The sequence below is a fragment of the Mycoplasmopsis caviae genome, from assembly GCF_024498215.1.
In the GTDB taxonomy this organism is placed as follows: Bacteria; Bacillota_I; Bacilli_A; order Mycoplasmatales; family Metamycoplasmataceae; genus Mycoplasmopsis; species Mycoplasmopsis caviae.
The window spans coordinates 649520-675720 of record NZ_CP101806.1; the positions used below are offsets into that span (position 1 = coordinate 649520).

The window sequence follows — 26201 nt, forward strand, 5'->3', positions numbered from 1 at the left end:
CTATGACTCACTAATGTTTAAGTCTTTTTTAACTTCACTTAAAATATTATTGTCTAGTGCTAATTTAATTTGATTTAGTGCTCCAAAATAAGCTTTTTCATCACTACTTCCGTGGCTTTTAATGACAACACCATTAACACCTGCTATTCATGCAGCTCCAACATTTCGATAATCAAGAGTTTCAGCCACATCTCTAAAAGCGCCTTTTGCTAATAAATATCCAAGTTTTCTAATAGGTTTAAGCTTAATTTTACTAGTTAGTAAACTCTTAAAACTTAAAATAGCTCCTTCAAGGCTCTTGAGGATTAAATTACCAGCATATCCATCAATAACAGCCACTTCACAAACGCCATTCAATAAATCGCGTGGTTCTTGAAAACCAATGTAATTTATCTTATTTTGTTCTTTTAATTTAATATTTGCTTCCTTAATAATGTCAATTCCTTTATAGTCTTCCGATCCGATGTTAATTAAGGCACATCTAGGGGTTAAATTTTTTAGCAAAACTCTAGCAAATGAATTAGCAATTTTAGTTCATTCAATTAAATAATCACTTGTTGTTTCTAAATTAGCACCAACATCTAAGAGCATAAATTTACGTCCTGTTATTGTTGGCATCATTGGCATAAATGCAGCTCTTGAAATTCCTTCCAATCTTTTAATTTTAAATGTTGCTGCTGCTAAATAGGTACCTGAGTCGCCTGAAGAGAGCACTGCATCAGCTTTCTTGTTTGCAACTAAATCTATTGCAACATTCATTGATGTATCTTCTCTTAAAGATTGGCGAATGTTTTTAACATCGCTTGCAAGTTTTGAATTGTCTATTATTTCGATATTATTTGGCATATTTTTGCCATAATATTTTTCAATTTCATCCTTAGGACCAACTAAAATGATTGAATAGTCTTTGTTTGTATTTAAAAATAATTTAGTTGCTGCTAAAGCTGAATTGATGCCGTTGTCGTTCCCGTTAATATCAAATGCGATCTTGTACATTATTCTCCTATTCAAAACCAATTATAAAATGATAATTTGGCTGATTTCCATTAACTATCTCAACCTCAACATCATAGTGGCTTTCTAAAAAGTTTTTAATTTCATTTGCATCGACATCGGAAGCATCATTGCCATAGTAGACAGTTACAAGTTCATGATCATCATTAATTGTTTTCTTAATTAACTTTTTGGCAGCATCAATATAATTATTTTCACTTACTAAAATTTTTCCATCAGTAATGCCAATATATTGGCCTTCTTTGATTTTAACATTATCAATTTTTGTGCTTCTAATTGCTTGGGTTATTTCGCCAGTTGTTACAAGTTTAATAGCATCATTTATTATGTCTTTGTTATCTTTTGCACTTGCTTCTGGGTCAAAATTCATTAAAGCAGTAAGACCTTGAATTTGGCTTCTTGTTTGAATTATGAATATTTTTTTATCTGTTATTGACTGTGCTGCTTGTTCAGCTGCTAGGAAAATATTTGAATTATTTGGTAAAATAAAAACATTTTTACTATTTACTGAGTTAATTGCATCAATAATATCCTGAGCAGAAGGGTTTTGAGTTTGACCGCTCTCAATAATAACATCTACACCAAATTCTTTCATTCTTGCAATAATGCCACTACCTAAATTGCATGAAATAATGGCACACTTTTTACTATCTTGCTCATCACTTTGGTTAACAATAACATTTTTATTACGGCTTTCACTTGCTTGGCGTGTCATGTTTTCTGACTTGATTTTAATAAATTCACCAAATTTTTGACCAAAATTAAGCATATCGCCTGGTTTTAATGTATGTCCATGGACTTTAACAATTTTCTCATCCTGAACAACAACAAGTGAATTAGCATTTTTATTTAACATTTTTTCAAATTGAACTTTATCAAATTTTTTCTCATTGGCTAATTCAATAATAAATTCAGTACAATAACCAAATTCGCCTTCATAAACTTCTTTTGAGCTAATAAATGTATCAACATTATCATCAGCTTCACTAATTGTTATAGGTTCTGAATTAAGTGCAGCTTCCATTCCACTAATTATAGTAAAGAGGCCTTCTCCACCTGAATCAGTTACACCAACTTCACGCAGAATTTTTAATTTGTTCGGAGTATTATCGCAAGCTTTACGAGCAAAACTTTTGGCCATAGTAAAGAATTCTTCAAAACTGGTGCTTTCACTAACCTGTTTTTCTAATTCTTCTGTTGTTTCTCTAATAACAGTTAAGATTGTACCTTCAACAGGTTTCAACACTGATGAATAAGCTTTTTTAGTTGCTTCTTTAAAACCATTTAAAAGTCCTAAAATATCAACACTTTCAACATCTTTGAAGGCAATTGCAAAACCTTTGAAAATTTGGCTCAAAATAACACCAGAATTACCACGAGCCCCAAGAAGCATATTTTTTGAGATAATATTTGCAATTTCTCCTAAATTGTTTGAACTTTTTGTTGATAATGCGTCTGCTGCTGCTTGTGCTGTTGATGACATATTTGTACCTGTATCACCATCAGGAACTGGAAAAACATTTAAGGCATCAATTTTATTTTTTGAATTAATTATATTGTTAGCACCCGAAATAAAAAGTTCGCTAAATAGTTTACCATTCATAATTTTAGTCATTTGTAAGACCTCCTATAAAAATATTTAATTTGCCTAACTTTTCTCTTCTTTTTGTAAGTTCATATCTTAAGTGTGAGCTAATTGAATTAACTACATTTTTTGCATTCGAATATTTCAATATAACTATTGTCGCTCCAAAGTATCAATGTTCATCAATTTTTTGAATAGTTAGATACTCATGTGCTAAACCTGAGCATTCTGCCTCGTTTTGACATATTCCATAAACCCCCGGAGTTGATTTAAGAATATCTAGAAAAATTTTTCTCATTTCGTCCAATGTCATTCTTTGCTCCTTGTAATGTTAACCTATATATAATCTTAAATATTTTAACAAAAAATATAAAATAATATTCAATTAAATATTAAAATTAATAATAAGATAAAAAATAAATTTTTTTGTGTAGAGATTAGGTAAGTTTATGGCTGAAAAAATTATGCAAGTTGTGGTTTTAGATATTAAGAATTCGCCTTCTAGCGATAATGATGCAATAGTTGAAGTTTATTCAAAAAAAGGTATTTTTTTTCTTTTGGCCAAAGGCATTAACAAGAGCGAGTCTAAAAACCGGACCAATTTGCAACTTGGATCACTTGTAGAAATTGAATTTTTTCAAGCCAGAATTCAAAATAAAATGAGTTTATTAAAAAAAGCAACTTTAATTTCTGATATTGATTATGCAAACAGATTTAACCTAATTTATATTCAAAAGGCAATTACCCTACTAAAACAATTTCCAAAGGCTTACTATCCTCTTTTTGAATCGTATGTAAATACATTAAATTACCTTGGAATAGGGAAAAACTCACTACTTTTTACTTTTCTTTTGTCACATACATTAAATTATTTTGGACTAGGTGTTAACGTAAGTAAGTGTTGCGAATGTAACAGCCCAAGTAACTTATGTGATTTCAAATTCTATAAGGGTGGTTTTTTATGTGGAACTCACATGGTTAATCAGCGTTGAACCAAAGAATTAAAGTCAATTTACTATATGTACCATGATATTAAAATTTTCTTGCAAATTTGCATCTCAAAAGTTAATCAAACTATTTTGTGTGAACTTAAGGAATATCTTGAAGAAAATGGAATATTTTTAAACTAGTATTTAACCTTTTTTACTAAAAATACTATAAAACAGTTGTTTTGGTAAAAGGCATTTTTTTACATATTATATTTTTTGGTGTTTAATCTATATTTTTAATATAATTAAAATAATATTTTCATTAAACATTATTTAATGTAAATTAGATAAATTTAGGAGGTAATTTATATGTCATTTATAGAAAAAAATTTAAAGAGGGGGTCAGTAAGAGATTATCATGTTAACTATAAAATAAGTGATGAAGATAGAGAAAAATTAATTAAAACTATTCAAAACGCACCTACAAGTAATAATTATTTTGCTTCATCAGTAGTTGTTGTTGAAGAACAATCTACAAAAGAAAGATTGGCTGAAATTTTGCAACAAAAACAAGTTAAAGATTGCTCAATATTTTTTGTGTTTTTAGCTGACAATAATCGTATTGATTATGTTCTAAAATCAATGAATAAAAGCGACCAAAATAAAACACTTAATTCGCTGTTGCTATCTGTTGGAGATGCTTTTATTCAAGCTACAATGCTTCAAGATGCAGCAACAGAATTAGACTTGTCAAGTTGTTTTATAGGCGGTGTTAGAGCTCATGTTAGCGAGATAAATAAAATTTTGAAAATAAAAGGTTCAGCTTTTCCAGCTATAGCTTTAGCAGTTGGAAAAGCATCAATGCCTGCTGACATTAAACCAAAAATTAATAGAGTTTATTACGAACAATACTCATATGCACAAGTAATTGATGAAATAATTCCATACAATGAAAAATTAGAAAACTATTGAAAAAACAAAAGTGTTCAAGGTGATTACATTAATTCAAGTGCCAATTATTTAAGTAAAAAAGTAAGCGGCCGTGATAAAACAATTATAAATATTGCAAAAATTAAAAAAATGTAACTAATGTAATAAAATATTTAAGATTTATATAGTTTTGCATTTAAATAAAGGAGAGATTATGGCAAAATTTAAACGTATTTTTATGCTTGTTACTGATGGGTTAGGAATTGGGCCGGATAAAGATCAAAAAGCTTTTGGCGATAAAGGTGCTAATACAATTCTTTCAGCTTCAAAAAGTTCAATGTTCTTTATTGATACATGAAAAAAATTAGGTATAGGTAATATCACAACATTAGAAGGTAACTATCGTTACAAAGACCAAAAAGCTTATATGTCAAGAGTGCAAGAAGTTTCAAATGCCAAGGATACACTGGCAGGTCATTGAGAAATGATGGGAATTAAAACTGTAGTTCCTTTTCCAACATTTGAAAAAGAAGGCTTTCCTAAGGAATTACTTGATGAATTATCAAAAGCTTTTGATGGAAGAAAAATTGTATGTAATGAAGTTATTTCTGGTACAGAAGCAATTGACAATTATGCAAAAGAACAAAAAGAAAATGGCTCAATCATTATTTACACTTCATTTGACTCTGTGCTACAAATTGCAGCACATGAAGAATGAGTTGGATTAGATAATTTATACCGTTATGGAAAAGCTGCTCGTCAAATTTGTTCAAGTAAACCTGAATGAAATGTTGGTCGTATTATAGTTAGACCTTTTGTTGGCGAAGACGGTAAATATACAAGAACATTTAATCGCCATGACTATGCTAATCAACCTCGTCCAATGATTTTAAATGAGTTACAAAAGGCTGGTGTGAATGTGGTTGGTATTGGTAAAATTTCAGACATTTTTGTTGGCCAAGGTATTAGTGAATCGATTCACTCAGACGGTGACGCACATGGTATGGATCTTACTATTAAGTGTGCTGAAGAAAGACCAGAAAACACTTTCGTCTTCACTAACCTTGTTCAATTTGACTCTCACTATGGACACCGTAGAGATGTTGATGGTTATGCTTCAAATATTGCTTTACTTGATTCTAAATTAGCCAAATTAATTAATGTTATGAAAGAAGATGACTTATTAATTATGACAAGTGACCATGGTAACGACCCACTTTATCCAGGTTTTAACCACACACGTGAATTGCTTCCTTTAACAATTTTTTCAAAAAGATTTAAAAAACCTAAAGTGTTCGAGGATGTAAGAGGCTTAGGTACAAGCGGAAACATTGTTGCTCGAAACTGAGGAGTTAAAATAGTTGAAGAAACCGGAGATGATATCTTCGATCAACTTGTTTAATACTATTAATAATACTTGCTTTAATTAGCAAGTTTTTATTTGTAAATTTGAGTTAATAAGCAAATATATACTAAAATATAAATATGAATTTTACCTATTTTGTTAAAAATGAAATTATTAATCGCAAAAAAAATGATGTTGAATCTCTTGAATACCTTAGAGGTTTAATTTTTGGCAATGGTTTAATTAAAAATGAGTCAATTCTTTTAAATATTAGAAACCAAGAGTTTTTTGACCTAATTGTGGCTTTAATTAAACGTTTAAATTTGCACTATGAAATAAAAAATTCAAGAACATTAATTTTAAATAAATGTGATATAGATCTTGATGTTGAATTTATAAAACCTTCATTATTTTTTGCTGGTGTGTTTCAAGCCGGTGGAAGTATTAGCAATTTAGGTAAAACATCTTATCATATGCAATTAAGTTCAAATTATGAACAATTTATAGATATTATTATGAATAAATTGAATGAGTATTATTTTAATTTTCAAAAGATTAAACATCAAAATAAATACATTATTTACGTCAAACAAAAAGAAAAAATCGAGGATTTTTTGAAAGCAATTTTAGCTCTTGAGTCATTTTACAAATTTACCGATATTACTATAAAAAGGGACTTTGAGAATAGTTTTAACCGTATAAATAATATTGATATTTATAATATTAAAAAGGCTGTTAATGCTAACGTAAAACACGTTGAAAATCTTAATTATTTATTTAATAATAATCTACTGAACCACTTTAGCAATGAACAAATTTCAGTTTATAAAATATTATTATCTAATCCAGAAACACCGTTGTCAAATATTTCTCTTTTGCTTGAAAAAGAACAAAATTTAATAAAAAGTAAGAGCACTATTCATCATTGATTAACAAAAGCAAGAAATATAGTTATTAAGCATAAAAAAGGAGAAATATAGTGCCACAGTTAAGCACATACAGAAATCCAAGAGTTCAACAAAAAATGGATCACATTCACTATTTAACAGGAATAATTGTTCATGTTGTTCAAAAATTGGAGTTTCGATTGACAAATTTAATTACACTAAAAGAAATCGTGCAAAAAGTAAGAAGTAATAAAAAAATATTAAACATGACTGATAATGAAATTAATACATGGATAAACAATCAAACAGAGAAAAAGTTTATGATTCTGTTGAATAAGCCTTTTGGAAGCATATGTCAAAAGGCTTATAAAATAGGTGTTTTAGACAACAATGAATGTGAATTAATATCTAAAATAGTTGAAAGGCGCAACACATTAATTCACTGGTTTTTTAGAATAATAGACTTTCAACTACAAGATAAGTTGCTTATCAAAAATTTAAATAATGAAATTAAAAAACTTGAGAATTTTCTTTTAGAAACCAGAGAATGATATGCTTATATTAAAGAAAAAACTAGAAAATATAGAGAGGAAAATTTAAATTAAACAAACTCATTAACATTATTTAATATAATTCTAATATATGAATTTTATTTATGGACCTGAAAAGTTTTTTGTTGAACAAGAAATTGAAAAAATAACTATCAAAACGCCAAATGCATCAATAACTATTTTTAATATTGAAAGCAATGAGGATATTGAAAAATTAATCCAATTTTTAAGCAACGGAGACTTGTTTATTCAACAAAGAATCATTATTGTTAATGATTTATTTTTCTTTGAAAAGAAACCTATCGCAAACGAAAATATTTTAGTTAATAATTTAATAAAAAGTATTGAAAACAACAAAAATGATGAAATTATTTTTGTTAATAAAAATATTAGTGAAAAAGAAAAGATAAATAAAAATATGTTTACAAGTTTTATATTCAATCAATTGAGTCACAATAATTTTATAGCTGCGAATAATATCGAACAAAATGAACTAACAAGAAAAGTTGCAAATATAGTTGAGCAAAAGGGTGGTTCAATTGATGCACTTGCAATAAGTGCATTACTTAAGAAAATCCCTAATGACTTATATTTAATTAATTTAGAAATTGATAAACTGATTAATCAAAATAAGCATATTAGTGAAAGTATGATTAATGTTGCTGTAAGCGATGTTATAGTTGAAGATGCATTCGGTTTTAGCAATAGTTTTGAAACAAATGATTTTTCTTTAATTTGAAAAAAATATAAAGAAAAAATTATTGAAGGGGTTGATATTTCAATTTTGATTGGTCAAACGTCACAATTATTTATATTAGCGAACCAAATTTATGCATACAAAAATGTTGGCAAAACATTAGAAAACTTAGCAAGTGATTTTAAAATTAATCAATATAGAGTTAAAAAAGTTAGTTATTTATTAACAAGATTAGGGGTATTAAAAATAAGAAAAATGATCAAATCGCTTGCAAGGCTTGATCAAGATATTAAAGAAGGTAAGACAGATCCTACAATAGGATTCGAACGCTTTTTAATAAAATTCTTTATTAATTGATAATTTTCTTCTATTTTGTCCAATTTTTAAGGTTGTAAAAATTATAGCCAAAACACATAAAAGTTTGGCTATTTTTTTAACCAAAACAGCAAAAAAATGTGTTGTTTTTTGTTTTTGTGTGTACAACATTAAGGTTCACCGCTTTTTTAAATGTTAAATTACATTTTTTAAAATTTTGCATATTAAAACATACAACATCGTTAAGAAGTTGCTTTTAATTAATTCATTTTGTCTTCATTCCAAAAGTTTTTTGCATAACTTTTGGGGTTTGACATCATTTGTTAATTTCTTTTTAAATATTCTTCAATCAACAAATAAATTGTTGATTGAAATAAAAAATAACTTATTTAATAAGTATTGAGCCGTTGGCTCTTATTAAGACCTGTCGGTCTTAAGAAGTAAAACTTCTTTTGTCTTGCTAGACAGGCTTTCTTCTTTTCAAAAAGAAGAAACAAGAAAAACTTACTTAAATGATTTGTAATTAGCGTCAATAAATTCCTTCATTTCTTTTGTAATATCATTTAACTTTTCAAGATTTTCACTTAATAGTTTTTTAATAAATTCAATGTCTTTATTATTCGGGTTTGCAGAATTCTTAAATATATTTTCAAGTTTTTCAAATGTACAGGATGTTCATGTTCTATTATGAAGCATGGTTTTAATTGTAGCTCTTACACCTTGATGTTGTGGATCAAGATTTTTTGATATTGCATATACATCGATTGCGCTCAATTCATTTCCTTTCGGTACTTTGGCTTCATATTTTCTTTTCCCTCAATAAAGAATAATTTATTTTCAGGAGTTACCATAAGTTTTGCTTCTCCACTTTCAAACATAGAAACCCTAGCGCCATTATTATCAAATGGAGCAAGATATTTGTTGTCATATCTCACAGTATGATTAACTATTTTTCTTTTAATTACAAGATTCATCTCTTCTTCAAAAATTTCAGTATTTGGCTTTCTAAAAACATTTGATTTTTTACTTACTGCTTCGGCCTTTTAAATTGTTTGTTGTATTCATCAATTAAAAGTTCCATTTTTCCCAAAAAGTCTTCAAAACAGTTGATTCCGTTTGTATGAAAGAATGTTCCTATTCATCTTTGCAATGTTCAAAATGATCTTTCAACATTTGGTTTTGCCTTTGGATTGTCGCTTGTTATAAGTTCAATTCCTCTTGCATTTAGTGCTTCTTCCATTGCTGTTCTTGTACTATCTGAACCTCAAAAGTTCTTCTTCTATCCGTTATTATCACTTGTGGAATGCCATACCTTTTAAATAATTGTGTTAGAAGATTTTGATATCCAATTGTTGTTTCCTCAATGTCAATTCAGATTGCTAACAAACATTTTGTTGCCGTATCAACAGCATTATAAATATGGTACTTCTTACTTTCTCCAAAAAGATGAAGTGGTGTTGCATCAATTTCAATAATTTGCCCAAAATCATAGTCAGAACTTTTATTTTGGTAAACGCCTTTTAATGGATTTTTATTTAGAATTTTTTCATAAATTTTAATAAACTGTGCCTCGATTTTAGAAATATCTTGACCGTTTTCTAAAAACATTCTTCTTCTCTTAGCCCATTTTTTTACTTTTCTCGTTGCATATGAACTACAATAACCAAGTCTAAGCATTCTTTTATAAAAGGTAGTGAAAGGCAACAATTTTTTTCATCATTAGTAAGTCTCATTATTGTAAAAATGCAACAAGGCTACACTAAGATCACCTTTTGATATCTTCTCAATATGTTCCACTAATTCATAATATCTATTAGTTAAATCAATAATAACTGAATCACTTACTTTCACACCCCTAAGTTTATTTTTATTACCATGTGATATACTGATTGCATCTTGGTTATTTGTAGATGCAATCAATATTTGATTTCTATATCTTTTAATTGTTTTTGTTGATGTTCTACAACCCAATTTTCCTAATATTTTTGATATTTCTGCATTTGGTCTATTTCAATATTGTTGAATTTTTTAAATCTAAAATTTTTTTATCTTCATAATCAGTTGTTTTACCTGTATCAACTGCTTGAAATCTGGTTTTAATTATAAGATTTTCCATAATTTAAATTCTCCTTTTTAAAATAATAATTGAAACCTAAAAATGGACAAAATAAAAGATAAAAACAGGGTGGACAAAATAAAATAAAACCATTATAATAAAATTCTTTATTAATTCATAATTTAGTATAATTAATCAAGCATTGGCTAACAGCTGCTTTAATTAGTAGAGGAAAGTCCACGCTAGCACAACCTGCGATGGTTGTAGTGTTCATGCTAGGTCCAATAAACCTAGGCTTAGACGACTAGTGCCACAGAGACGAGAATTGTGAAACGCGGTAAACTCCATGAGCTAGAAACCCAAATGTTGGTAGGGGAACTTTTCAATGGAAAATGAACCAAAGAGAAGAGTTGATTGATCAACTAGATAAATTGTTAGCACCTGAGAGGGTACAAAACGTGGCTTATAAATGCTAAAACTCTTGCGTGAGCAAGCGTTTTTTTATTATTTTTAGATAAACGTGATTATTGACTAAAATACCTATAAAACAGCCATATACGAAAAATCAAAAATAAACTACAAAGGTGTTAGTGGCTCCATTCAAAGCAATATGAACAAACTTATTGATATTTTTTTTCTTATTTTAAATCTTTGCGAAAGCAGAGAACAATTTAATATATAATAGAATTATAAAATGGGAGAAATTGATATGGCTTTGAACTATGATGGCTTATGAAAATTATTAGATGAGAGAAAATATAACAAAACAATTCTTCGCCAACTAACAGGTCTAAGCCACTCCACTGTTGCAAAATTAACTAAGGGAGAAAATATTACAACTGATGTTCTTGAAAGAATCTGCAATGCTTTAAATTGTAAAATTGAAGAAATTGTAAAAGTAGTCGATAGTAATGATACCTTCAAATTTAGTGATCCATACATAAGCAATTGTAAATCTGCAACATCTATGAGTAATATGGAACTTTTTAAATATTACAATAAATTAAATGAGAATAATTTACATTCAAGTTCAAGAGATGATATCTGCACGCCTATGGAATGTGTAAAATTAATGATTGACTATATTCCTGATGAGCTTTGAAATAGAAAAAATATCAAAGTTCTTGATCCTTGTTGTGGAAATGGTAATTTTGGTGCATATTGCAAAACAAAAATAAATGAAGATTCAATTTTTTACAATGAAATTAATGAAAAAAGACTAAAAAATTGCATAAAAATATTATCGCCAAAAAATTGGAGTTGTAGAAATGCTTTTGATTTTGTTAATGATCATAATTTAAAATTTGACTTGGTTATGGCAAACCTGCCTTATTCAGGTGGTGGTAACAAAAACCAGAGTCTTTCAAACAATTTTATCGAATTGGGCATTGACCTATTAAATGACAAAGGTTATTTATGTTATGTTACACCAAACAATTGAATGAGTTACAATAATAACAATACAACACTTAAAAAACTTCTTAAATATGGGTCGTTTATTGTAATTGATAATGATATTAAAAAATATTTTAATGGCGTTGGTTCTTCATTTACAGTTTTTATTTGACAAAAAGGCGTTTTTAATAACAAAACAAAAGTGATTAATAACTTTTTAATAAAAGATGTCAAAGAAAATGTAATTATTCCTAATGATATGAACTTCTTACCTTTATATCTATCTAATGAAGTTATCTCAATTGCCAAAAAGATTGTTGGCGATCAATTTAATAAATTTACCTACCGTTGTGATCTGCATAATTTTACTAAAAAGGATTCGCTAAGCGACACTAAAAATAAACTATTTAAATACCGTACTATACACACAGCAAGAAAAACACGATATGCAACAATAAAACAAGATATATACGATAAGTGAATCATTATTGTTCCACTTTCAACATATTTTATTCCATATATTGAGCATAAGACTAACACAACGCAGTCAGTTGGATATTTAGCTTTTGAAACCGAAAATGAAGCGAATGAATATATTAAAGTAATTACTCAGCCTCACTTTAAACTATTAATCCATCTTACTCGCTATGGTAATTTTAATAATATAAAAGTACTTAAGCATTTAAGATTTGGTGATCAATTTAAATTTAGTGAACCTGAAATTGTTGAACTTAACAAATTAGTAAGCCAAATCAAGTACTAATTTGTTAGGTTTTTTTAATGGTTGTTGCATTAGCTTGAATATTAATTAGTGGTTTTTGACCAAACTGCTTAATAAACGCTTTAATCATAATATCTTCAACTGCTAATGAAAATGAATTTGCAAATGGCACTGATGTAATGCCATATCACTCAAACGTTTCCAACTTTCCACAGTCATATAAATAAAGTGTAATTGGTAATCTAGTACATACCATGGATTGTTTAAGTTTAATATTTGTTGTAGATGCGGTTCTTCAATTGTTAACAGAACCACAATTATAAGATTGAAGTCTGTCTTTAAAACTATTTCTAGTTTGTCCAATTTTTATTATTCTTTCAACTCCTTCAACTTCACAAGTCATTAAATAAGCAACACCCATTGAGTTATTGAAGATGTTCTGTGCATTATTCGATGTAAAGTTAGTAGCAAGAATTTTTTCATTTTTTCGAACATTGGTCAGTGGATTATATTTCATTGGTTCAATTACCAATGTGCAAATTTTTTTAAATTCTGATTTTCCACCAAATGAAAATGAATCGTAAGAAGGTTGTGTGCTAATATCAGCAATACTAATGGTGATGTGAACCCCAAAACTTGTACAAAAAAATTATAAAATATTTGATTATTTTTATCAAGCGGAATCCGCTTGATTTTATTTATTTCGCATTTTTGATCAAAAATGCGAAAAAGAATCATTAATATTATTTTCTTGGGTTGGCTTCTAGCCAACCAATTATTTTTTTATTTAGTTTTTAAAATTAATTTTATTAATTATTTTTGTGGAAATGCGTTTTTCCAATTTATATAAAATTAATTTCTCAATTTGTTACATTGTTTGTGTTGCGAATTTATTTAAAAGATATGATTTAATCATAATTAATTTTCTTGACAATCTAGTTCATTTCTTTATATTGATCCATATTACATCTCTTCCAATATTCAGCGGGTGACATTTTTAATCTCAGAATTATTCTTTCATTATTGTAATAATCTATGTACTCATTAATTTTTTGTTCTAACTCATCAATCGATTTATATTCTTTTCCATAATATATTTCATTCTTTAATTGTGCAAAGAATGTTTCCATAATTGAATTGTCAAGACAATTGCCTTTTCGAGACATACTTTGGATAATACCTCTATCTTTTAGTTTTTTCTGATATTGTGGCATTTGATATGGTCATCCTTGATCTGAATGAAATATCAATCCTTCAAGGTTATCGAATTTTGCTAACGCCTCGTCCAACATATCTTCAACCATTTTGAAATTTGGACTTTTTGATAATTTTCTAACAATAATATAACCTGTATGCATATCGCGAATTGGTGAGAGATATGTTTTTTTGTCTTTCACTTTAAATTCGGTAACATCTGTTGTTCATTTTTGATTTGGCTTTGAAGTTTTAAAATTTTGACCTAATTTGCCTGTTTTATAGCCTTTTTCTTCTTTCTCTTCTAATAAATGATTAGGTATTTTCTTATTAAGTTCACCCTTAAATGATTTGTATTTTTCTCTTGGTTGAATTCCTTTTAATCCAAGTTCATTCATAATTCTTTTAACCTTTTTTGTAGTTCAATAGTGATTCTTCTATACCCATATCTTCCTTTGTGTTTTTCGTAGATAGATATTATTTCTTGTTTAATTTCACTATCAACTTCTGTTTTATTTACTCTTTTCAGATAGTAATAATATGTTGAACTAGAAGTTCAAAAATAAGAAATCAACTCACTTAATTTATAAATATGCCTTAGCTGATTTACGATTTCAAATCTGTATTTATTGATTTCTTTTTGCTTTCACCTTTTCAATTAAGGCTATCGATTTTTTAAAATATCATTTTCCATTCAAAGAATTCTAATTTGTTCTTCATAGATTTTGCATCTTTGTTCTGAATCAATATTCTTGTATTTTTCATTATTAGTTAATAATTCTCTTCTAAGTATTTTTTAATTCTTGACTTTTTCATAAGTCCATTATATCCTAATTCTTGGTATTTCATTACCCAAGATCTAATTGCACAATAACTAATTTTTTCTTGTATTGATATATCTTGTATTGTTTCACCATTAAGAACTCTCAAAACTATGAGATGCTTAAATTCAGGTGATTTATGAGTGGAATTTTTCTTGGTTCGAAACTTGTTTTACCAAACGCATTGTATTTTTCGATAACATTAGTAACTGTACTTTCTGATAACCCAAACTTCAATGATATTTGACTTTTTATCATTCCTTTTTATAAAAATTAACAATTTTTTCTTAATACTTTTATCTAATTTCATATAAAAACCCCTAAAGTTCTTTTGTACAACTTTAGGGGTTCACTTCATGGCTATCATTTTTATTTTTTAATAAAAAAACTTTTGACAATGCTTTAATGTAATCATCTCCGCTTTTTTGGATATAAATATTTCCATCAAAGTCACACAATGTTATAAATTGTTCAATTGTTAAAGAAGCCATCACAATCCTTAAAATAATATTTTCTTTTATGTTATAAAATATATTTTATCACAAAGAAGACTTGCGAACATTGCAGGAAATTTTATTTAAAATTAAATTACAAACTTGCAAATTTTCGAGATTTACACCACTTTTATAATTTATAAAAAATGGATTTGGGAATACTCAATGTGTGGTAGTTAATTATCAAAAACAATGAAGCATTATTTTTTTTCTAACTCTTATTCTTATTGTAACATACTTTCTTTCAAGTACAAAATTTTTTATTTTTGTACGCGCCACATTTTTTGAAAAAATGGGGTCTACGCGCGTACGCACCTTTTAAGGCAAGATAAGAAGTGGCGCAAAGTTCCTAACCGGAACGCACTTTTTATCTTGCTATAATTCCTAAAGGAATTATAGGGATAAGGAATTTTTTTGTGTCATTTTGACACTGCCCCTTTCCTTTTGGCGCAAGTTTGGCAAAAAAGTGGCAATGGCAAAATCCACATATTATCAAAGATAATATGTGAAAAACCAATTTTTGATGCTTTTTAGCATCACAAACAGGAAAGGTGCAAAAAATTATGGTAAAAGCGTTAATATTCCTTTTCGCATATTTTGGTATGTTACAAGTAATTTCATAGTTTCAATTGAGTATAATGAATGTGGTTTTTTGATATATTTTTTGAATGCGTTATATACAAAGTGTTCAGTATAACTCTTTTTATTATTCAATGTTCCATCTTCATTTCAAATTCCATTTTTATTTCTCTCAACATAATTAAAGAAGTTTTTAATGCTTTTTAGTACTTCATTGTTTACATTAAAATTAACAATTTCACTTCAAAAATCACTTTTTATTTTAAGAAAATCACTTCTATTTTTACCAAATTTAGGGTCTAAAAGTTCAATGAAAATGTTCTTTCAACTTCTATTATTTACACTATATTTAAAAGTTCTAAACAGTAGTTTATTAGCCATTGGAGAGTATCTATAATCTCCAAAAGTACTGTTAATTTTCTTAATTAAATGGAACAAATCAAGCCTGAATTTAGCATTTAATTTAGATGATGTTTGCCTAATATTTGCAGCTCCATCGCCTATTAAATGTATATCAATATTAGCGTCTTTTAATGGAGAAATAAAGTCTTTTAGGAACTCAATTTGTCTATTTGTATCTGCATTTTTATCCTTATTTTGTGGACAATTTCTAATGTCAATAATAGTTAAACAATCATCACTTAATGATGAATTCTTATTAGAATTTGGGTGTATTGTATATTGAGTTGCAACAACCTTTTTTCTTTGTTTATTAGTTTGTGATTTAGTATATGAATCATCCATTTCAATATTAATTTCTTCTATATCTTGTTTGATTATATTGTCAAAAAATTCATTAATTTCTTTTTCTGCTTTGCTAAATATTTGTTTGTCAATACCATATTTTTTTATTCACATCTTAACAGTTTGTCGTTTTGGAGTGCAATTAAAACTTTCTATTTCTTTAACAGTTCCTGTTCTTAAAAATTGTCTAGTAAAGGCTTTAATTATTGATTTATCATATCTAATTCTTCCCTTAACCAAATCATCGTGGAAGTATGTTATTCTTTGTCTTTTGCCCTTTTTATTGATTAATTCATATGTTGTTACGTTCAAATCAAACACCCCAGCAGGAGTGAATCATTTCTTAATATAATGTTTTGAAATTCTTCAATTTGGGTGTAATTTAAATCTTAATTTTGTTCTAAACTCTTCTTCTTTTATGTTTGCTATTCTAGCTTTTTCATAATAAAATATATGACTTTCATAAAAAATATTATTAATATCTATATCATTGTAGTTAATTTCCATAGCCTATCCATCCTTGTATTTTGCAAAAAATTATATGACTTTTTATGTTGGTAAAAAAGTACTTATTTACCTATAAAACAGTTATATATATTCCATATATATAAAAAAATGTGATAAAAATTTTCGCAATATTTACTATAAAGATTTAACAATATATCACTTCTAATCTTTAGTAACAAGCACAAATTTTGCAAAATTAGTAAACACAAAGTTATATAAAAGTTGTCAAAATTAAGATAATGAGTTCTATAAACGAATATAAAAAACTAATCATATTGTTAATATGATTAGTGATATTTTTCTTTTTGTTAGCCTTGACTATAACCCTTTCTAAATGTGATGGATGATACAAGTGATTCTTCTTCATTGTCTTCTTGTTCATTTGCTAATGATAATTTTTCTAGTACATTTGCATCACAATCGCTCTCAACAAATTCTTCATATTGTTCAGGTGTTAGTGAATTAATTCTTTTGATAAATGTTTGAAATTCATTAAGTAATTCAATGTGTTCAAAATCATCTTCATCTGCTATTTTGCTATTATCTGTTGTTTGAAAGGTGTTTTTATTTTCAATATTTAAATGGTGTACTAAAAAGTTTGATTTTTCAGTATTTGGGTCAACACTAACTTCACTTAAAGTATATGTTCCCTTATCCATTAATTCTTCTATTGTTTCATAAATTTCTTTTGATTTATCTAATGGAATTGTTCAATATTTACCTTTTTCTTTTAAATTTATATCATAATACTCTTCAAATTGTTCCCTATTCATCACATTTATAGAACTAGCATCAATGTAACTATCTTTTAATCCTGCATCACTTGGATATTCAATATGAAATTCTGTTTCTCCTTTTCTCTTTAATGTATCCTTATCAAATCTTGCTGACCTTGCGTTAAGATATCACACTTTATCGTTAGTATAGAAGAGTATAACGGGGTGTGGATATGGATATATTGGTTTACCATAGTTATCAGCATTTATTGAATCGTTTGGCACTTTTTTACATCATACAAATATTTTCATAATAGTATTATATTAAGAAATAAAGAAAAGCACGTAAAAACGTGCTTTCCCCACTTAGTCCATTGTTTCAGGTCTTTTTATAAGAATATTATACTGCTTATGCCAAATATGTCAAGTAATTTAACTGTTTTGTGGTATTTTTTCACTAATTTTGTTACAAAAAAGATTTATTAGTAAATTAAGAAAAGCACGTAAAAACGTGCCTTTCCCCTAAAAAATTAGTCCAATGTTTCAGGTCTTTTTATATAAATATTATACTGTTTCTAGCAAATATTTCAAGTAATCTAGGTACTCTATGGGTGTTTTTTGCTAATTTAAGTATAAAACAGGCTTATTAGTAAATTAAGAAAAGCACGTAAAAACGCGCTTTTCCCCATTGTCCTGTGGTTTCAAGGACTTTTATATATTAATTTTACTACTTATGCCAAATATATCAAGTAATTTAAATACTTTGAAGCAAATTTTTCTTATTTTACCAAAACACCTGTTTTATAGGCTTAAATAAAAAAGTGAGCATTTTATCTCACTTTGTTATCTTTCTTACGAAGATAGAAATATCACACAAGCAAACCAATTACAACACCTAAAATTAAGCATAATGGTATGAAAATTAACATCATTTTCTTCTTTTGCGCAGCTAACTTTTTAGAATTAATAGAAGTTTTATCTAAATCATCAACAGGCTTTTTATCTTTATTATGATTAATGATATTAACCATAAAAGTTCCTTGTGAAAGACCATCAACGCTATAAATAGTTAATTTTTCATTAAGAGCAACTTTTGACCTTTGTATTAATTTTCTAACAATATCATCTAATTCCTTAATATTAATAGAGTAGTATTTATTGCTAATATTATATTGTTGTTTAATAGAATTTTCAACATCTTCAATAATTTTATCTCTTAATTGACTTCCAATATATTCATTATATTTTAAATCATTAATTGAAAGTATATTCAAATCATAAAGATATCTTTTGTTAGGGTTATTTGGGTCAATATCATCAATAACATAAGGTGCAATATTAGTAACTTTTACTTTTGTTTTATTAACAATCATATTATTTAATGAAGTAATAATAAATTCAAAACTTGTACGGTTACCTAATGCAAGATAGTTAATACCATCATTGTAATTTTCAATTTTGATATCTCTGCCAATAACTAGTTTCTCATCTAAATTGTCAAATTGACTTTGAATTTCTTCCCTTACACGCTTTTTGAGTTGACTTAATTTATTTTCATTAATTTCAAAGTCATCAAGCATATAAGTACTTAAATCAATTTCTTTTTCAAATATTCTACCTGCTGTATTAGTAATAGTTATTTTATGTATGCCACTTTTATTAATTGCTTCTAAAGATAGAATGGATGATTTTACAATTAAACCATCTGCTTCAATTTGTGGATTAATTAAGTCTTCTAATACATTTCCCCAATTTATTTTAAAGTCTTTATCCAAAGTCAAATTAAGTTTCTTTGTTGCTTCTACAACTTTACTTGTGATGTAGTTTTTAATTTTTTCCTTATTGTTAAGACCCTTTAAATTAATTTCATTAAGTGTAATATCTTTAAAGATACCAATATCAACATTGGCATTCTTATTAAGGTCATCTTTGTTAAAAATTTGACTAAATTCACTTTTGGGCTGAACGCTATAATCTTTAAATTTTTCTTTAAGTTTAACATTAATAATTAAATTAATTTTATTATTACTTTCACTATGTAAAAATTTAAAATCTAATTTGTCATTTTGTTCACTAGTTATGCCAAAAATTTCAGTTGTTTTTGACATTAGATTTACTATAAATGTTCTAACATCCACACTACTTTCAAAGATAGTATTCACTTTTACACTATCGTATATTAAATTAATAATTTTTTTGCTAGTTGTAATATCCTTAAATTTTACTTCTTTAAATATGACATCTTGCTTTAATTCATATCAGGCTTGAACAGTATCTAAATTTAGATAGATTTTAATTCCTGCTTTATCTTTATCAAATTCAAGTTTTCTTATTTTAACATCAACACCATCATATTTCTCTTTTGGTGCTATATAGAAATCTCTTTTAAAATCTTCAAGGTTGTTAAAATACTTATTAGCAAATTCATCACTTGTATAAATATCACTTGGTACATCTTTAAATTTTGCATCTATTAAAAATTTATCACTATATTTTGCATTTTCATAAAGTCTATCAATATATTCCTTGTAATATTCCATTGCATCTTCATACTTTAATGCATTAAGTTCTTCCTTATTAAAATCTTTTTCCTTAATTAAGAAGTTAATAAATTTTCTGCCTTGTGGTTTTGAAGATAAAGGAGCAATGAAATTATTTTTAGTAATTACATTATTTGTAAAATATTTCTTCTTTTCGCTATTTGTACCCGTTACATAAACAAGTTTAAAGTTTGAAATAGAATTTTTAGCATTAGAAGAAAATAAATAGATGCCTGCTTCACTAAAATAACTTTGCTCGCTTGTTTGTTTTGGTAATTCTTTATAATATCTGTTATCTATTTTTGCAAAATATAAATTGTTATCTTGGTCTTTTTCAAGTTTGAACATTGTGAAATTTTCAACATCTCCAATGATACTTTTAACTCCACCTTTATTTAAAACTATTGCTTCTGCAATAAAACCACGATCTAAATCATCTTCTCATTTATGCGGAGCAAAAAGTGTTTTAGCATTATAAGGAAGTAAAGTATTCATATAGTAATTCTTTTGTTTTTCATCACTATAATAATGTGAAAAGTTACTAATTCCACCAGTTTTAAAGAACATTGATTTATTCTTAAATACACCCATATCAACCCAAACAAGTTGTTTTCTAGTACCAGTTGCAGGATCTATTGTTGGATCATATTTTGGATTTTTGATTGGTTCGCCCTTATCATCTTTCTTATATTCCTTTTTACTATCCATAAGATATTCATCAAGTAATTCTTGTTGATGTGGATTATTTGATGGATCTCAACCATATCATTTGAAATCCATTTGAGATGACCTTGAATTTATGACTAAGATCATTTTATAAGTAACTTCCAAATCACTATCTAAATTACCAGGTTTTGAATATTTCTTAACTTCAATAATATATTCATTTTTCTTATGTGAGTTATTTTTATCAGGTTTTTCATCTTCCTTATTTTTATATCCTGCATTAAACTCTCTACCATCATCGCTAGCATTCTTTCTTTTATCTTCTAACAATTCAAGGAAATTTTTGTTTAATACATCAATTTTTTTGCCATTAATAAACAGTGCTTCATTTTCTTTATCAATTGTCCTAAAAGTTACTTTTGCTGGACTATGAACAATTCACTTACCAAGTCAAAATTCATTACCTGCTAATCCTATATGTTTATTGTCTTCAGGGTGTTTTTCTTTTATGTCATCAACCAATTTGGTTGTTCCGTTTTGAAAATCAACCCATTTACCAAATATTATTTTTAATCTATTATCAATATCTTTTTTATTTGCAATGTCTTTTGCAAGTTGAGATTCAGTTAAATAAACAGGAAGATTACTAATTAATGGTAAATCAATGATTTTTGGTTCATTATTCTTACTTCTTAACAATATATCTATTTTTTTAGGATCTCAAGGCTTATTTTGAGAATTTGAATTTGAATAGCCCCAAACAAGTTTAAAACTATTATTTTCCAATAACATATTTTTTTCATCAATAAATTCTTTTAATCGTTCATAATTTGATTTTGATCTACTTTCGCCACTTATTTTTTGACTTCAATCATTGAGCATATCACTTTCAATGTTTACACTATCTAAATTTTGCAATTTATTTCTTCATTCATTAAAGTCATCTTCATATTTTTTGTTACCTTTATTATGAACAACTTGGACTTTGTCATATCTAGTAATTCTAAAATTTATCTCATTAACTAATAACTTATTTATATCATCATTATTAGTTCATAATTTTGAATTAAGTTTATTTTGAAATTCATCTTTACTAAATTCATTTGATAATTCTTTGACATTAAATAATTTTCCACTAAACTGAATATTTACCTTATCAACATTTTTTAATTCGTTAAATATCTTTCTAATTTCGTTTCTTGCTTGTGCATAAATATAAATTGGCTCAGAAAAAAATTTTTCTTTATTTCGAAAGGATCATATTCAATCATTTTTCTCAATTTTTTTAGGATAGCAATAACTGGCAACACAATGAAATCCATCATTTACTCAATATGATTTATCAAAATCAAAATAATTATTAATGTGTTTTTTATGAATATTAAAATTCATATTTGCTCAAACAAAATTATCTTTTATATGAAAGGTTATTACATCAGGTGTAATTTTTATGTTTTTCTTGATTGTATCATCATTGCCTGCTGGTGTTATTATGTCATATGACTCATAAAGGAAAATATTATTTTCTTCTTTTTCATTGGCTTCATATAACACAAAACCTGAAAAATTATTAATAAAATTCTCTAATTTTCATTTTGATTTATTTTCTGTATTGTTTTTTATATCAAAATAAAGATGTTGTCTATTTTTTCCTATAATTTTAGAAAAATTCCCAAGACTATTTTTAAAACTAAAATTTGTGGTAGTTAACGCTTTTTCAATTGGTTTCAATTCATGGTATTCATTCTCTTTCAACTCTTCAGGGAAACTGTGAACTATTCTATTAGTTGAAGCGCTTGAACTTGAATATAATAAATTATTCTTTAAAATAGAATACTTCTCATTCTTGTTATAACAAGATGTCATAACAAAAGGAAAAAAGCAGCCACTTAATGCTAAACTGCTTAATAATATTTTCTTCTTATTCATCAAATTCCCCTTTCATAGCATCAATTGAAGAATCTAAAACTTCTGGTTCAAATAAACCATCTTCAAATTCATAATTCTCATACTTTTCTTCTTGCTTTTTGATTCTTGCAACCTTTTCATTTTTTGTTTCTATTACTTTATCATTCTTAACGTTTAGCAGATTTCTTAAGTTTCTAAAGAATTCTACTTCTTCAATTAAATCTTGTGTAGGGTTTCTTAATAGTGATTTAGTTAAATCCTTATCACTTGCAATTGAATTAAGTAATAAATCAAGTTTCTTATTTATAATGTAATTATCTGCCTTAATACTTAAAATGTTTTCAATAATATTAGCACTAAAAGGAGTTAAAGAAGCAAACATTGACTTTCTAAAAGCATAAAATAAGTCCGTTTTAAAGTCTTTAAGCACTTTTTTCTTTTCTGTATCATCTAAATAGTTCATAATTACACGAGATAAGACATTAGAGAAAGAATCTCCTGCTAGTGAAACTTGTTTCTTTCATTTATTTAATCTAGCAACATCATCAACATTATAAAACCTAATAGTTAATCTTAATTCTTTATTATTTTTGTCGGTTTCCTTATTCATAATATCTCCTTTATTTTGTTTTTATTCATTAGTACCATCAAAATCTCTACCTATTCTACCTTTGGTAAAGAATAGTTCTTCTTCAAATTCGTTGTAGTAAATATTTGCTTTAATTTTTGAATACATATGCAAACTAAATAACAAGCAACCAATATTTGAATCTGCTAAATATTTAATATGACTTTCATTCAAACCACCACTTGATTTATACATCTCAATTACACTTTCTAAATCCCTTTGTCTTAGTCCAAAGAATTTAGAATATTGGCAGTTTTGCAAGATTGCTTCAGCCTTTCTTGTTATTGCATTAGAGCCTAATAAATCACTTGGGTTTTGAGTTCCTAGAATTGCACCGGCATTGAATTTTCTAGCAGTTTTTATAGTCTTATAAACAAAGTTTAATGTTGTCATATTATCAGGGTCAACATACATATGTAACTCATCAATACCAATGATGGTATTTTTAGTTTTATCTTCTAAATAGTTATTAACTATCTTATTTTGAATAAATGATAGTAGAACATAAGTTCCAACTCTACCACTTTTAATATCTCCAGAAGTAAAAAGTTTTTGAGTATTGAAAATAATAAAGTCATTATCTAAATTAATGTTAGTTTGACCATTATAGACAAATTGATACTTACCGTGATGTTCAAAGAGTGATTCCATATGGTCCTTAATATTAGCAACCATTAATTGCTTTCTATCCCTTTCAAATTTGTCTACAAATTTGTATTTTCTTAACCTTTGAATTAAATCACTCATAATAGGTCATTTAATTTTGCTTGAAGACAATTCTTCAATTGATTTTAATTTATATAATTTCTTTTTTTCATAAAGTTCTCTAACACACTTCATAATAACGATTAAGTGGTCAGTTTTTCACTCTGGTTGTACCAGTGAAAAGAACTCTTCCAATCACTCTAAATGTTTATTGATAACTAATTCAATAGACATTTCTTCATCATCTTCTAAAAATTGAGTTTGAACTTCTAGCGGATTAATTACGGTATTAATACCACTACCTAAATCAATTATAGTAGCACCAAATTTACGTCCAATTGACTTATATTCATTTTGCGGGTCAATGATGTAAACCTTATTATTTGAAGCCAAGTGATTAACAAAGGCTTTCTTCATATCGGTACTTTTACCCTTACCAGAAGAGCCAACAGTTATCATATTGTAATTAGTTCTTCGCTCACTCTTCTTATAGAATTGATCAAAGATAATAGGCTCTCCTGTTGAAGCAGTTTCAGCTAATATAAAACTATTACCATCATTATTGCTTTCATTTTCAAAAGGTCAACCATAAGCGATATTATGTGATGACATTTGCACTGATTCCTTTAAGTTATCAGTAGGAATTAAGCAACTTTGAGCAAAGGCTTCAAATTGTTTGAAAGGAACAGGATTAAGGTTAATCTTACTTTTATTGGCAATTGAGTAGTTCCTATGCTCAATTTTCTTTAATTCTTTTAATGTTTCTGCTTCATTAATAATTACTAATGCACTGTTAAATAATTTATTTCTATCAATTTGCAATTGATCTTCCAAATATTCAAGTGCTTCAAGTTGTAAACTATCTCCTTTTTGAGCATATTTACTTTTTGTCATTGTGGCATTATCAGTAATCTTCCTATTTGTTTTATCTAACAATTTTGCTTGTTCTTCTTCACTATAAGGCATTAAATTTCAAATAATTATGCTATTGTTATCAAATAGCGGTATTGCTCAACCATCATCTAAAACAGTTGGTAAATCACTAACTGTTTGAATAGAATAATATTTGTCATCTTTAATAAAATAAGATGATTTAAAGATAAGTTTATTAGGTTTAAGAAGTGAATCAAGTGTAATGATTTCTTCTTCATCTTTCTTCATTTCTATTGGTTTAACAACCTTTGTTGTAATATCAACTTCTTCCTTTTTATTCTTCTTTTTAAGTTTCTTTAACTTACTAAATAATTCTTTTAATTTAGCACCAAACTTCTTAAAGTTTACTTTTAAGTTTTTAGCACTTTTAATTATTCAATTCTTAAAGGTTGATAAGTAGTCTATTTTTTGACCATAATCATCTTGGTTCTTACTTAACAATGTTTTACGATAGTTAAATTGTTGTTGATAAAGATACTTATTGGCCAATTCAATATCAATTTCTTTATGATTTAACTTACCTAAAAACTTGATTAAATTAACACCACTAATTAGTTCACTTTCACAATCCATAGAAACAAATTGATTTATTACTGAATTAATAGATTTGACTAATTCATTTGTGTTTTTGTCATAAACAACAGCATAATATGAATCAACATATAAATCTTCGTCAATATGTTCAAAATCTTCAAAAACACTTTCATAATATCTTTGATAGTTTTCAATAACTTCTATTGAAGCATTGCTTTTTTGTAAATCATCTAGTTTCCTATTCATATTACTCTTTAATGATTCAAAGTTATTGGTGTAATCCATTAATTCTTTTGTTCTAACAATAGTAAAGTGAGTAGTAGTTTCATCTAAAATTTCTATATATTTTTTAAGAAATGAATTCCTATCTATTTCATCTTCATTTCAAGGTGTTTTACCATTAAATTTAACAACAGCAAGATATTTAATTCCACCTTTAAGTTTCTTTGTTTTGACAAATTTATCTTCAACAATTTCATCATATGGAATTAATAATTTAGAATTAAGACTTCTTTTATCAATTTTGGAAGTAAATTTCTTTGCTCTAAATCAATGTTTAATCATCCTAGCAATTAAGACATAAAACCTACAATTGTATTTTTTGCTCTTAATCAACAGAACACTAGTAATACTAAAAACAAAAGCAGATAAACCAAATTTTCAACCACTATTAACTTGTTGTGGCAAAGTAGTATAGCCAATAGTACCAGAAATAGCCAATAAGACAAGAGCAACAGCCATATCAACAAGAGTGATATTTTTAAATATTTTAGTATGTTGTTTACTTATATTTTTTGGTTGTAACAT

Annotated in this window: 26 protein-coding genes and 1 other RNA gene; 9 read left to right on the plus strand and 18 right to left on the minus strand. The window is 27.0% G+C overall.

Annotated elements, in window-relative coordinates; translation table 4 throughout:
• From plsX to NPA07_RS03115, 3 genes are read right to left on the minus strand one after another with little or no spacing between them, the layout of a single operon-like run.
• Positions 1-996: a phosphate acyltransferase PlsX gene (gene plsX, locus NPA07_RS03105; RefSeq protein WP_126118549.1), complete on the minus strand. Its 996-nt coding sequence runs from the start codon at positions 994-996 to the stop codon at positions 1-3.
• Positions 997-1003: 7 nt separating this feature from the next.
• On the minus strand, positions 1004-2629 hold the full coding sequence (locus NPA07_RS03110) for a DAK2 domain-containing protein (protein ID WP_126118548.1): 1626 nt from the start codon (positions 2627-2629) through the stop codon (positions 1004-1006).
• A complete protein-coding gene (locus NPA07_RS03115) occupies positions 2622-2912 on the minus strand; it encodes a hypothetical protein (protein ID WP_126118547.1) in 291 nt (96 codons plus the stop codon). The genes NPA07_RS03110 and NPA07_RS03115 overlap by 8 nt, the downstream gene beginning before the upstream one ends.
• 136 nt (positions 2913-3048) lie before the next feature.
• Here NPA07_RS03115 and recO point away from each other — a divergent pair, with 136 nt between their 5' ends.
• The 6 genes from recO to holA all read left to right on the plus strand — a co-directional run bounded on the left by recO (position 3049) and on the right by holA (position 8298).
• Positions 3049-3729, plus strand: a complete 681-nt coding sequence (gene recO / locus NPA07_RS03120; protein ID WP_126118546.1) for a DNA repair protein RecO — start codon at positions 3049-3051, stop codon at positions 3727-3729.
• A gap of 168 nt (positions 3730-3897) precedes the next feature.
• A complete protein-coding gene (locus NPA07_RS03125; protein WP_126118545.1) occupies positions 3898-4614 on the plus strand; it encodes a nitroreductase family protein in 717 nt (238 codons plus the stop codon).
• A gap of 58 nt (positions 4615-4672) precedes the next feature.
• Positions 4673-5860, plus strand: a complete 1188-nt coding sequence (locus NPA07_RS03130; RefSeq protein WP_126118544.1) for a phosphopentomutase — start codon at positions 4673-4675, stop codon at positions 5858-5860.
• Positions 5861-5943: 83 nt separating this feature from the next.
• Positions 5944-6783: a DNA-binding protein WhiA gene (whiA, locus tag NPA07_RS03135; protein WP_126118543.1), complete on the plus strand. Its 840-nt coding sequence runs from the start codon at positions 5944-5946 to the stop codon at positions 6781-6783.
• A complete protein-coding gene (locus NPA07_RS03140) occupies positions 6783-7295 on the plus strand; it encodes a hypothetical protein (protein WP_126118542.1) in 513 nt (170 codons plus the stop codon). The genes whiA and NPA07_RS03140 overlap by 1 nt, the downstream gene beginning before the upstream one ends.
• 37 nt (positions 7296-7332) lie before the next feature.
• Entirely contained in the window at positions 7333-8298 is a 966-nt protein-coding gene (gene holA / locus NPA07_RS03145; RefSeq protein ID WP_126118541.1) for a DNA polymerase III subunit delta, read from the plus strand.
• A 459-nt stretch (positions 8299-8757) separates the two neighbouring features.
• On the opposite strand, the gene NPA07_RS03150 is transcribed toward holA, so the two are convergent.
• Genes NPA07_RS03150 through NPA07_RS03170 form a run of 5 tightly spaced genes read right to left on the minus strand, consistent with a single transcriptional unit; the run spans position 8758 to position 10224 of the window.
• Entirely contained in the window at positions 8758-9027 is a 270-nt protein-coding gene (locus tag NPA07_RS03150; RefSeq protein WP_256553098.1) for a hypothetical protein, read from the minus strand.
• Positions 8967-9227 (minus strand): hypothetical protein, encoded by a 261-nt coding sequence (locus NPA07_RS03155; protein WP_256553099.1) that lies wholly within the window; start codon positions 9225-9227, stop codon positions 8967-8969. Before NPA07_RS03155 ends, NPA07_RS03150 begins: the two co-directional genes overlap by 61 nt.
• A gap of 53 nt (positions 9228-9280) precedes the next feature.
• Positions 9281-9493, minus strand: a complete 213-nt coding sequence (locus NPA07_RS03160; protein ID WP_256553101.1) for a hypothetical protein — start codon at positions 9491-9493, stop codon at positions 9281-9283.
• Complete coding sequence (locus NPA07_RS03165) at positions 9478-9930, minus strand: DDE-type integrase/transposase/recombinase (protein WP_256553102.1); 453 nt, start codon at positions 9928-9930, stop codon at positions 9478-9480. Before NPA07_RS03165 ends, NPA07_RS03160 begins: the two co-directional genes overlap by 16 nt.
• A 42-nt stretch (positions 9931-9972) precedes the next feature.
• Positions 9973-10224 carry a hypothetical protein gene (locus tag NPA07_RS03170; RefSeq protein ID WP_256553103.1) on the minus strand — a complete coding sequence of 84 codons (252 nt, stop codon included), beginning with the start codon at positions 10222-10224 and terminating at the stop codon, positions 9973-9975.
• A gap of 283 nt (positions 10225-10507) precedes the next feature.
• Here NPA07_RS03170 and rnpB point away from each other — a divergent pair.
• Positions 10508-10780, plus strand: an RNA gene (gene rnpB / locus NPA07_RS03175) — RNase P RNA component class B.
• A gap of 223 nt (positions 10781-11003) precedes the next feature.
• Positions 11004-12467, plus strand: a complete 1464-nt coding sequence (locus NPA07_RS03180) for a helix-turn-helix domain-containing protein (protein WP_126118538.1) — start codon at positions 11004-11006, stop codon at positions 12465-12467.
• A 4-nt stretch (positions 12468-12471) separates the two neighbouring features.
• Here NPA07_RS03180 and NPA07_RS03185 read toward each other — a convergent pair whose 3' ends face one another.
• From NPA07_RS03185 to NPA07_RS03200, 4 genes are all read right to left on the minus strand, one after another.
• Positions 12472-12942, minus strand: coding sequence for a GIY-YIG nuclease family protein (locus NPA07_RS03185; protein ID WP_126118537.1), 471 nt, complete (start codon positions 12940-12942; stop codon positions 12472-12474).
• Between the two features lie 418 nt (positions 12943-13360).
• On the minus strand, positions 13361-14017 hold the full coding sequence (locus NPA07_RS03190; RefSeq protein WP_256553104.1) for an IS3 family transposase: 657 nt from the start codon (positions 14015-14017) through the stop codon (positions 13361-13363).
• Entirely contained in the window at positions 13999-14277 is a 279-nt protein-coding gene (locus NPA07_RS03195; RefSeq protein ID WP_256553105.1) for an IS3 family transposase, read from the minus strand. The genes NPA07_RS03190 and NPA07_RS03195 overlap by 19 nt, the downstream gene beginning before the upstream one ends.
• Positions 14278-14390: 113 nt before the next feature.
• Positions 14391-14549: a helix-turn-helix domain-containing protein gene (locus NPA07_RS03200; RefSeq protein ID WP_256553106.1), complete on the minus strand. Its 159-nt coding sequence runs from the start codon at positions 14547-14549 to the stop codon at positions 14391-14393.
• 30 nt (positions 14550-14579) lie between these two features.
• Between NPA07_RS03200 and NPA07_RS03205 the strand changes: the two genes are divergently transcribed.
• Entirely contained in the window at positions 14580-14717 is a 138-nt protein-coding gene (locus tag NPA07_RS03205; RefSeq protein WP_256553107.1) for a hypothetical protein, read from the plus strand.
• 64 nt (positions 14718-14781) lie between these two features.
• Here NPA07_RS03205 and NPA07_RS03210 read toward each other — a convergent pair whose 3' ends face one another.
• The 6 genes from NPA07_RS03210 to NPA07_RS03235 form a co-directional block, all read right to left on the minus strand.
• Positions 14782-14931 carry a hypothetical protein gene (locus NPA07_RS03210; RefSeq protein ID WP_164535723.1) on the minus strand — a complete coding sequence of 50 codons (150 nt, stop codon included), beginning with the start codon at positions 14929-14931 and terminating at the stop codon, positions 14782-14784.
• A 564-nt stretch (positions 14932-15495) separates the two neighbouring features.
• Positions 15496-16764 (minus strand): Mbov_0401 family ICE element transposase-like protein, encoded by a 1269-nt coding sequence (locus tag NPA07_RS03215; protein ID WP_126118533.1) that lies wholly within the window; start codon positions 16762-16764, stop codon positions 15496-15498.
• A 308-nt stretch (positions 16765-17072) separates the two neighbouring features.
• Positions 17073-17792, minus strand: coding sequence for an Mbov_0400 family ICE element protein (locus tag NPA07_RS03220; RefSeq protein ID WP_126118532.1), 720 nt, complete (start codon positions 17790-17792; stop codon positions 17073-17075).
• A 518-nt stretch (positions 17793-18310) separates the two neighbouring features.
• Positions 18311-22615 (minus strand): Mbov_0399 family ICE element protein, encoded by a 4305-nt coding sequence (locus NPA07_RS03225; protein ID WP_126118531.1) that lies wholly within the window; start codon positions 22613-22615, stop codon positions 18311-18313.
• Positions 22608-23204: an Mbov_0398 family ICE element protein gene (locus tag NPA07_RS03230; protein ID WP_126118530.1), complete on the minus strand. Its 597-nt coding sequence runs from the start codon at positions 23202-23204 to the stop codon at positions 22608-22610. Before NPA07_RS03230 ends, NPA07_RS03225 begins: the two co-directional genes overlap by 8 nt.
• A gap of 21 nt (positions 23205-23225) precedes the next feature.
• Positions 23226-26201 (minus strand): Mbov_0397 family ICE element conjugal transfer ATPase, encoded by a 2976-nt coding sequence (locus tag NPA07_RS03235; protein ID WP_126118529.1) that lies wholly within the window; start codon positions 26199-26201, stop codon positions 23226-23228.